The following is a 9,253-nucleotide window of genomic DNA, read 5'->3' as shown; positions in this document are numbered from 1 at the left end:
ACGCATTTCATTGGGCCGGTTTTTATTCCGGCCCGGTTGGTTTACGCGATTTTTAGTCCGTCTTTGTCGAACTTGTGGAGTTTGTCTGCCTGGGGAGTGAGGTAGACTGTGTCGCCGTGTTTGACTGCGAACTCTCCGCTTGCGCGGACGGTGACCATTTCGGCCAGGCCCGTTTCGTGGATGTGCAGGAACGTGTCGGAACCAAGGTGCTCGGCCACGCCTACGACGCCTTTCCAGGTGCCGGTTTCGGTGGACAGGTCCATGTGCTCGGGGCGGATGCCGATGGTGGCCGCGCCGTGTTCGGCTGCGGCAGCGCCGCTGAACAGGTTCATGTTCGGCGAGCCGATGAAGCCGGCGACAAAGGTGTTGCGCGGGTTGCGATACAGCTCCAGCGGGGATCCGACCTGTTCGATATTGCCCGCCCGCAGCACGACGATCTTGTCGGCCATGGTCATCGCTTCGACCTGATCGTGGGTCACATAGATCATCGTGGTGGCCAGCGAGTTATGCAATTCGCTGATTTCCAGACGCATGTTGACCCGCAGTGACGCATCCAGGTTCGACAGCGGTTCGTCGAACAGGAAGGCCGACGGTTCGCGCACAATGGCACGGCCGATGGCGACACGCTGGCGTTGGCCGCCCGACAACTGCCCCGGACGACGGTCGATATAGTCGGTCAGGTTCAGCACCTTGGCGGCGTAGTTCACGCGCCGCTCCTGCTCTGCCGGGTCCATCTTCGCCATTTTCAGCGGGAAGGCGATGTTCTTGCGCACCGACATATGCGGATAAAGCGCATAGGATTGGAACACCATGGCCAGACCGCGCTTGGCGGGCGGCAAGTTCGTGGCATCGGTCCCGTCGATCTTGATCGCGCCCGAGGTCACATCCTCCAGCCCGGCGATCAGCCGCAGCAGGGTGGACTTGCCGCAGCCTGACGGGCCAACGAAGACCACAAACTCGCCTTCGTTGATCTGCAGGTCCAGTGGCGGAATGACATTGACGTCGCCAAAGCTTTTGGTGACTTTTTCGAGTGTTATTTGTCCCATAGTCGTTTCCTCACTTCACCGCGCCAAAGGTCAGGCCACGGACGAGTTGTTTCTGGCTGAACCAGCCAAGGATCAGGATCGGCGCAATTGCCATTGTCGAAGCTGCACTGAGTTTTGCGTAGAACAAGCCTTCCGGGCTGGAATAGCTGGCGATGAACGCGGTGAGCGGGGCCGCCTTGGCCGCGGTCAGGTTCAGCGTCCAGAACGCTTCGTTCCAGGCCAGAATGAAGTTCAGCAGCATGGTCGATGCAATGCCCGGAATGGCCATCGGCGTCAGGATATACAGCACCTCTTGCCTCAGGGCGGCACCGTCCATCCGCGCAGCTTCCAGGATTTCCCCCGGGATCTCGCGGAAATAGGTGTACAGCATCCAGACGATGATCGGCAGGTTGATCAGCATCATCACGATGACCAGACCCGTGCGGCTGTCCAGCAGACCCAGTTCAATGAACAGAAGGTAGATTGGATAGAGCACGCCAACCGCGGGAAGCATCTTGGTCGACAGCATCCACAGCAGGATATCCTTGGTCCGCTTGGAGGGCACAAAGGCCATGGACCAGGCCGCGGGAACCGCGATGATCAAACCAAGGATCGTGGAACCACCGGCGATGATGATCGAGTTCCACAAGAAGCGCATATAGTTCGAACGCTCCATCACGACGGCGTAGTTTTCCAGCGTCCAGTCGAAGTTCAGGAAGATCGGCGGGCTCGCGATCGCCTGCCCTTCGGTTTTGAAGGACGTCAGGATCGTCCACAGGATCGGGAAGAAGATGAGCAAGCCAATCGCCCAGGCGATGGTGGTGTTGATCAGCTTGCGGCGGGGTGTAACAGCTCGTGACATGATCAGTTATCCAGGTTCTTGCCGACGATCCGCATCAGGAAGATCGCCACGATGTTTGCAAGGATAATGGCGTAGACGCCACCGGCGGAGCCAAGACCAATGTTTTGGCTTTCCAGAACACGCTGGAAGATCAGGTACGACAGGGTTCGGGTTCCAAATGCGCCGCCCGTTGTCACCAGGATCTCTGCAAAGACAGCCAGCAGGAAGATCGTCTGGATCAGGATCACGATGGTGATCGCGCGTCCGAGATGCGGAAGGATGATGTAATAAAAGCGCTTGAGCAGTGGAGCACCATCCATTTCAGAGGCTTCCAGCTGTTCCCCGTCCAGCGACTGGATCGCCGTCAGCAGGATCAGCGTTGCAAAAGGCAGCCACTGCCAGCTCACGATCATGATGATCGACGGCATCGCAGCATCAGACATCCAACTGATCGGATCGGCCCCGAAGAACCGCCACAAATGGGCGAACAGGCCGTTCGTCGGATCCATGAACATGTTCTTCCACACCAACGCGGACACGGTCGGCATCACGAAGAAGGGGGCAATCACCAGGATCCGGACAACGCCCTGGCCCCACATCGGTTGGTCCAGCAGCATGGCCAGCAAAATGCCCAGCACCACAGTGATGACCAAAACAGACACCACGATGGTCAGCGTGGTCATGATCGACGGCCAGAAAGACGACGAAGAGACAAATCGGACGTAATTGTCAAATCCGGTCCAGCCCTGATCGCCACCACGCAGCGGCAGATAGGTCCGGAACGAGAACCACAATGTCATGATCAGCGGAACAAGCATCCAGCCCAGAAGCAGAATAACTGCCGGGGCAATCATTATGCGGGCTGCGGATCGGGAAGCTTTGGTTGCCATTGGATGCAACTCCTCATTGCCGGGCGGCGGCACGCGGCGCCCAATCAAATTTCTGTGCAAATTCGAGGAAAACAGATCCAGAGGGCGGATGTACCGCCCCCCGGGTATTCACTGCCGAAGCTTAGCGGTAGCCAGCGGCTTCCATGGTCTCGTTGGTGATCGCCTGCGCCTTCTCAAGCGCTTCTTCGACGGTCTGCTGACCGGCGTAAGCTGCCGAGAATTCCTGGCTGACTTCGGTGGCCATGCCAGCGAATTCGGGGATCGCAACGAACTGGACGCCAACATAGGGAACCGGCTCAACCGTTGGGTTGTTCGGGTCCGCCGCCTGGATCGAGTCCAGCGTCATCTGTGCGAACGGAACTTCCTGGTACTCAGGTGTCGCATACAGCGATGCACGGGCACCCGGAGGCACGTTGGCCCAGCCTTCGTTGGCCGCAACCAGGCCGATGTACTCTTTCGAGGTCGCCCATTCGATGAAGGTTTTGGCAGCCTCTTCGTTCTGGGTGCCCGCAGGGATCGCAAGCGCCCAGGCCCAGAGCCAGTTCGCCTTCTTGGACACACCGTCCTTGTTCGGCGCCAGAGCGAAGCCAACCGAGTCGGCCACGGTCGACTCGTCCGGGTTGGTCACGAAGGACGCCGCAACAGTTGCGTCGATCCACATGCCGCACTTGCCCTGCTGGAACAGCGACAGGTTTTCGTTGAAGCCGTTGGTCGCAAAGCCCTGCGGGCCGGACTCGTTCATCATGTCGACGTAGAAGTTGATCGCTTCGGCCCATTCGGGCTGATCGAACTGGGCAGTCCAGTCTTCGTCGAACCAGCGGGCACCGAATGAGTTGGCCGTGACGGTGATGATCGCGCCGCCTTCACCCCAACCAGCTTTGCCGCGCAGGCAGATGCCGTTGATCTCGTTGTCGCGGTCAGTCATCGCCGCAGCGGCTTCGCGGATGAATTCCCACGTCGGAGCAGTCGGCATTTCAAGACCGGCAGCTTCCATCAGATCCGTGCGATACATGACCATGGAGCTTTCGCCATAAAACGGCGCCGCATAAAGCGTGCCATCGTGGCTCAACCCGTTGCGCATGGCAGGCAGAATGTCCTCGACATCGTACTCGGCAGACATGCCGTCCAGCGGAACAAGCCAGCCGTTGGCGCCCCAGATCGGCGTCTCGTACATGCCGATGGTCATGATATCGAACTGGCCACCCTTGGTGGTGATGTCCGTGGTGACCCGCTGACGCAGCACGTTCTCTTCAAGTGTCACCCACTCGACCTCAATGCCGGTCTGCTCGGTGAACGTATCCGTATAGCCCTGCATACGGATCATGTCGCCATTGTTCACGGTCGCAATCGTGATCGTGTCCTGAGCAAAAGCTGCAGTCGACAACGCGGCAACAGCACACGCGCCCAAAAGCGCATGGGTTCTCTTCGTCATGGTAGTCCTCCCTAAAAATGTGAGCATTAACTCAACATATGAGTAATTGCTCACACAACCATCGATTCCAGTCAAGCCTCTTTATTGGGCCGGGTCCACACTTTCATGGTTTTTTGACGTGCAGGTTGAGAAATCAAACCGACAGAAGAGCCAATGCTGTTGCCTCGTCCGTAACCAGCGCGTTCAGGATCCGGCCCTTCAGCGCGGCATCGAGTGCGTTCACTTTTGCGGGGCCAGCTGCGACGCCGACCACCAATGCGTCGTTGTCCGAGACAACTTTTACGCCCGTAACACGCGCATTAAGGTCCGCAGCAAGGTATTTCCCCTCTGCATTGTATGCCGACGCGCAGATTTCGCCCACGGCACCCTGTGCCTGCATCGCAGCCAATTCTTCGCGACTGAGAAACCCGTCCTTCAAGAGAGGTGGAGTGCCCGTCATCTCGCCGACTCCAACAAAAGCCACTGTCGCGCTCTTGGCCAAGTCGCGGGCCCGTTGAACAGGCGCCAAGGCGAGAAAAGCTGCCCGCTCTTCCCTGGACGACGCAATCACAGGCAGTGGCATGGGAAAATGGGGGGCCTGAACCTTGGCCGCGATTCGCATGATGACGTCAAAGAAGGACGCAGTTCCATCTGGTGAGATGTTCCCAATCAGCGACACCAACTTGTGTTGCGGGCATTCCATCGTGCGCAACCCTTCGGCGGCTGCGCGCAGCATCCGGCCGGTACCCAAGCCCACGATCTGTGGTTCGCTTTGCGACAGAACACGTTCGATTTCAGCCGCGGCTGCCGGCGCCACGGACCCCACCGGGTCTGCACCCTCACCCAAGCCTATGGCGACACGCGCAAATTTCAAATTGAACTTGGCTATCAGCCGCGCCTCTAGGTCGAGACAAGCCGCCGTTTTATGATCCAGCCGCATGTGGATCAACCCTTCGGACACCGCTTTGGAGACCAAGCGTTGCGCCCTTTGCCGAGAGATCCCCAGATCACGAGCGATCTGATCTTGCGTCTTGCCACCTACGTAATATAGCCAACCAGCCCTCGCCGCTTCATCCAGCGAGGTGGTGTCTGCGTCAGTTCTACGGTGCAACGTCATGGCTGTCTTTCGCAGTAAATATTTCGGGCACAAGGTGGGGCAGTTCCTCGAAATTTGCAAATGTTCCGATTGCCCCGGCTGAATCCCCGAGGCCGCGGAGATGGCTTCCGCCGGTAAATCGCCAAACCTTCATCCCCGCCGAAAGCCCGGCTTTCACGCCAGTCACACTGTCTTCGATAACAAGACAGCGTTCGGGCGGCACACCCCGTTTGGCTGCCGCCAAAAGAAAGAGATCGGGCGCCGGCTTTCCACGCTCGACCTCGACTGCTGTCGTCACACGGCCTTCGAACACCTGATCAAAACCGACAATCTCAAATGACCGGCGGACCCGTGCCGGACTTGAACTTGTGGCCACACAAAAGTCGCGGTGCAACCCGTTCAAAACGTCACTAACCCCCGGAATTGCACGCAGGTCTGTTTCAAATGCAGCTAGGAGGTTTTCACGGTACTGCTCTTCGAACTCTGCCGTGAGCTCAATGCCAAAATTGTCGCGGATCTGTTTCATAACAACGGGATAGCTGCGGCCAAGAAAGTGTTGAGCGACATAAGCAAGATCGATGTCGACCCCACGTTTTGCCAGTTCATCCACAAGTTGGCGCGCACTGATGTCCTCGCTGTCGATCAGAACACCATCGCAATCAAAAATTACCAGATCAATCATCATGCCCCTCTAGCTCCGCGATTGATCGCGAAGCTAGCCGGTTCTTTTGGTGATTGTCGATGCCTTCAATAGGCGGCCTGATCCTTGGCCATCCGGTCTGACAGAAACTGCCGGATATCGAGCGGCGATTTTTCGTCCATCGAGACGTAGATCAAGGACATGTTCGTCCGCTCGCGTACCATTTCGCCTGGATAGGGCAAATATGATAATTCACGCGATCCGAACGATGGCGCGGCTGTTCCGACCTGCCACTCTGTTGACAGTTGCACATCGACCAGCTTCAGCGCGGTCTTCCCACCAACTCCGGGGCGCTCAAACGGAACCCCCGCAAGCCGAAGATAGGCTGACTTGTCGGCCGCCTGCACAAAACCATCGATGAACTGCGCCGTCAGAACCTGAAGGTCTGACGCCGCATCGTCGGGTTTGCCGTGACTGTGCAAATGGTCGCCATGGGCATGGTTGTGCCCTGCCCCATGATGATGGTCGGCCCCGGACGGTGCATGGTCATGTGGCATTCGACCACCGCTTTCCTTCAAACTCGCCATGAGGAATGCTGACAGGCTTGTCGATATGCTTCTTGTGTTTGCCTAATGTTCCGGCGCTGACCATCGCGCCAAGCACATCGACAATCACGCGAGTGCCCATCAGTGCGGTGATATCGGACGTGTCATAGGGGGGCGACACCTCAACCAGTTCCATTCCGCAGATGCCTTCTGCAGCGACTTTTGACGCCAGCGCCAAAGCTTCGCGCGGCAAGAACCCACCGGGTTCAGGCCACCCGGTGCCGGGCACGAATCCGCAATCGATGCTGTCGATGTCGAAGGACATGTAGACCATGTCGACCCCATCCCACGCCATTTCCAACGCCATCTCGGCGGTGCGATCAACGCCCATCCGTTCCATGTCGGCCATGGTGATGATGTTGGTCTCACGTTCGCGCGCAACCTTGACCGCTTCGCGTGGGACCTGCCAGCCACCGATGCCCACCTGCACCAAGTTCTTGGCTGGGACGTTTGGCATGTTTGTTGCGTGAAACCATGGGGTTGTGTGCATACGTTCATCCAAATCCTTTTCCTGGATGTCCGCGTGGCGGTCGAAATGCACGATCCCAATCTTCTTGCTGGTGCAGTCGGCGATGCCCCGCACGCAGGGAAATCCGATGGAATGGTCACCACCGATCATGATCGGCAGAGACCCACTTGAAAAGACGTGAGAAACCGCGCGGCTGATCTGATCGAAGCTCTTTTCCAGGTTGGCCGGGATCGTGAACACATCACCGGCATCACATAGGGTCATCTGTTCGCGCAGATCGACGCCAAGTTCATAATTATAGGGCGTGTAAAGCGCGCTGATCTTGCGCAGTCCTTGCGGACCGAAGCGTGTGCCGGGCCGATAGGTCGTGCCGCCATCAAACGGAATGCCAAGAACCGTCGCGTCGTAATTGGCCACCTCCAGCACATCCTCGGCATAGGGGGCTTTAAGGAAAGTGTTGATGCCAGCGTAGTGCGGCAACTCCCCCCGCGCGAAGGTCGGGATCGACTTGTCCTCGATGGTGTTCGCGCCGGTCAGACCCATGCGCAGGGCCCAGCGGCGTTCTTCATCCCAACGCCCCTCAGGAAGTTCGGCCTCGGCCTTCATCGCGCGCCACCCACCAAGCTTGGTCAGGTCCGGGTGATGCGCCCGGCGCTCAGGGCGCGCCTGATCCGCGGGATGGTGGGAACGGGAACGCCTAGTTTGGCCCGTGAGCATGGATATCCTCCTTGGTAGTCTGGAACGGGATGCCCCCGTTCCGTGCATCGAAATCATAGGTTATGGTCGCGCCGTAAGCCTCTGGATCTGTTGGATCCCAGCGCGGCTTGTCAAACACCAGAACACGGTCACCAAGCTTGAACCCCTCTTCAAGGTCATGCGTGACCATGAAGACAGTCATCCCCGTCTCGGCGCGCAATTCCAGTAGAAAGTCATGCATTGATAAGCGCGTACCCGGATCAAGTGCGCCAAATGGCTCGTCCAGCAACAGAACAAGTGGTTTGGCAATCAATGCTTGGCCGATGGCAAGACGCTGCTGCATGCCGCCCGATAGAGTGGCTGGATAGGCCGACCCGACATGAGCAAGGCCGATACGTTCAAGCACTGCGTCCGCCCGCGCCCGCGCTGCCCGCGCCTCTGCCCCGAAAAAGCGGCCAAAAGGGCGTGACAGGCTTTCACCGGCAACGATGTTCTCGCGCACGGTAAGATGCGGAAATACAGAATAGCGTTGGAAAACGACGCCGCGCGCCCGGTCGGGTTCTGTTGCCGGCTGTGCGCCATCGATCCTGATGCTGCCGCGCGTGGGCTGTTCCTGTGCCAACAAGAGCCGCAGGAACGTGGATTTTCCACAGCCAGATGCACCAACAAGGGATACGAACTCGCCCTGCTCTGCGGTCAGGTTAATCCGTTCCAGAATGGGGCGAGACCCGTAATTGTGGAACAGGTTCTCGACGGATACAAAGCTCATTGCGCTGTCTCCGCCCATGGGAAGGCCCGGCGCGACAGACGGCGCAGCGCCCAATCCAACAGAAATGCCAGGGCTGTGATCCAAAGCACATAGGTCAGGATTACGTCCATCGCCAGATAGCGGCGCACCAGAAATATTCGGTAGCCGAGCCCAAGGTCACTGGCGATCGCTTCGGCCGCGATCAGGAATAGCCAGGCGGGACCGAGCGACAGCCGGACAGATTGCAGCAAACGCGGCATGATCTGCGGCAGCGCCACGCGCAACGCAATCACCGCGCTTGAGGCCCCAAGCGTCTGTGCCTTGACCAGTTGTTCGGTTGGAATTTCGGCCACACGCTGACTAAGGTCGCGGATCAGGAACGGCATGATCCCAAGGATAATCAGCATCACCTTGGACAATTCCCCTAGCCCAAACGCAATGAAAAGGATCGGCAGGATTGCCAGTGGCGGGATCATCGATACCACTGCCACGAACCCGCCAAGTGCAGCGCGGACATGTGGCAGAAGACCGATCAAAAGCCCGAAGACCAGACCGCCCAACGCGGCAATACCAACCCCCAGCGCCAGCCGTTGCAGGCTGATCGCGGTGTCATGCCAAAGCAAGATTCGCCCGCTGCGCCGGTCGGATTCTGTGAAAAGCCGCGCCGCCGTGTCAACAATCGTGGACGGCGCGGGAAGAAGCCTGTCGGCCGGATTCGCCGTGAGCCTGATATCCGACGCCACAGCATAGATCGCGAAGACCGCGAGGAACGGCAGCAGCGCGAGAAAGGCACGCAAGGCCGTGCCGGGACGTCGGTTTATCAAACGCATTG

General features: G+C 58.5%; 10 protein-coding genes. All 10 read right to left on the bottom strand.

Annotated features, from left to right (window positions below; translation table 11 throughout):
- Window positions 1-41: 41 nt before the first annotated feature.
- Window positions 42-1,046 (bottom strand): ABC transporter ATP-binding protein, encoded by a 1,005-nt coding sequence (locus E2L05_RS05900; RefSeq protein WP_133341970.1) that lies wholly within the window; start codon window positions 1,044-1,046, stop codon window positions 42-44.
- A gap of 10 nt (window positions 1,047-1,056) precedes the next feature.
- A complete protein-coding gene (locus E2L05_RS05895) occupies window positions 1,057-1,887 on the bottom strand; it encodes a carbohydrate ABC transporter permease (protein ID WP_133341969.1) in 831 nt (276 codons plus the stop codon).
- Window positions 1,888-1,889: 2 nt separating this feature from the next.
- The gene (locus tag E2L05_RS05890; protein WP_133341968.1) at window positions 1,890-2,756 is read right to left on the bottom strand and encodes a carbohydrate ABC transporter permease; all 867 of its coding nucleotides are present in this window, start codon (window positions 2,754-2,756) and stop codon (window positions 1,890-1,892) included.
- Window positions 2,757-2,877: 121 nt separating this feature from the next.
- Window positions 2,878-4,188: an ABC transporter substrate-binding protein gene (locus E2L05_RS05885; protein WP_133341967.1), complete on the bottom strand. Its 1,311-nt coding sequence runs from the start codon at window positions 4,186-4,188 to the stop codon at window positions 2,878-2,880.
- Window positions 4,189-4,321: 133 nt separating this feature from the next.
- A complete protein-coding gene (locus E2L05_RS05880) occupies window positions 4,322-5,284 on the bottom strand; it encodes a sugar-binding transcriptional regulator (RefSeq protein ID WP_133341966.1) in 963 nt (320 codons plus the stop codon).
- Window positions 5,268-5,948, bottom strand: a complete 681-nt coding sequence (locus E2L05_RS05875; protein WP_341776732.1) for an HAD family hydrolase — start codon at window positions 5,946-5,948, stop codon at window positions 5,268-5,270. Before E2L05_RS05875 ends, E2L05_RS05880 begins: the two co-directional genes overlap by 17 nt.
- Window positions 5,949-6,010: 62 nt before the next feature.
- Window positions 6,011-6,460 (bottom strand): hypothetical protein, encoded by a 450-nt coding sequence (locus tag E2L05_RS05870; protein WP_133341965.1) that lies wholly within the window; start codon window positions 6,458-6,460, stop codon window positions 6,011-6,013.
- The gene (locus tag E2L05_RS05865) at window positions 6,450-7,694 is read right to left on the bottom strand and encodes an agmatinase family protein (protein ID WP_133341964.1); all 1,245 of its coding nucleotides are present in this window, start codon (window positions 7,692-7,694) and stop codon (window positions 6,450-6,452) included. The genes E2L05_RS05870 and E2L05_RS05865 overlap by 11 nt, the downstream gene beginning before the upstream one ends.
- A complete protein-coding gene (locus E2L05_RS05860; RefSeq protein WP_133341963.1) occupies window positions 7,675-8,442 on the bottom strand; it encodes an ABC transporter ATP-binding protein in 768 nt (255 codons plus the stop codon). The genes E2L05_RS05865 and E2L05_RS05860 overlap by 20 nt, the downstream gene beginning before the upstream one ends.
- Window positions 8,439-9,251, bottom strand: coding sequence for an ABC transporter permease (locus E2L05_RS05855; RefSeq protein ID WP_133341962.1), 813 nt, complete (start codon window positions 9,249-9,251; stop codon window positions 8,439-8,441). The genes E2L05_RS05860 and E2L05_RS05855 overlap by 4 nt, the downstream gene beginning before the upstream one ends.
- Between the last annotated feature and the right edge of the window lie 2 nt (window positions 9,252-9,253).

Source organism: Meridianimarinicoccus aquatilis, assembly GCF_004358675.1.
In the GTDB taxonomy this organism is placed as follows: Bacteria; Pseudomonadota; Alphaproteobacteria; order Rhodobacterales; family Rhodobacteraceae; genus Meridianimarinicoccus; species Meridianimarinicoccus aquatilis.
This window is presented reverse-complemented; position numbering and strand designations above follow the sequence as displayed.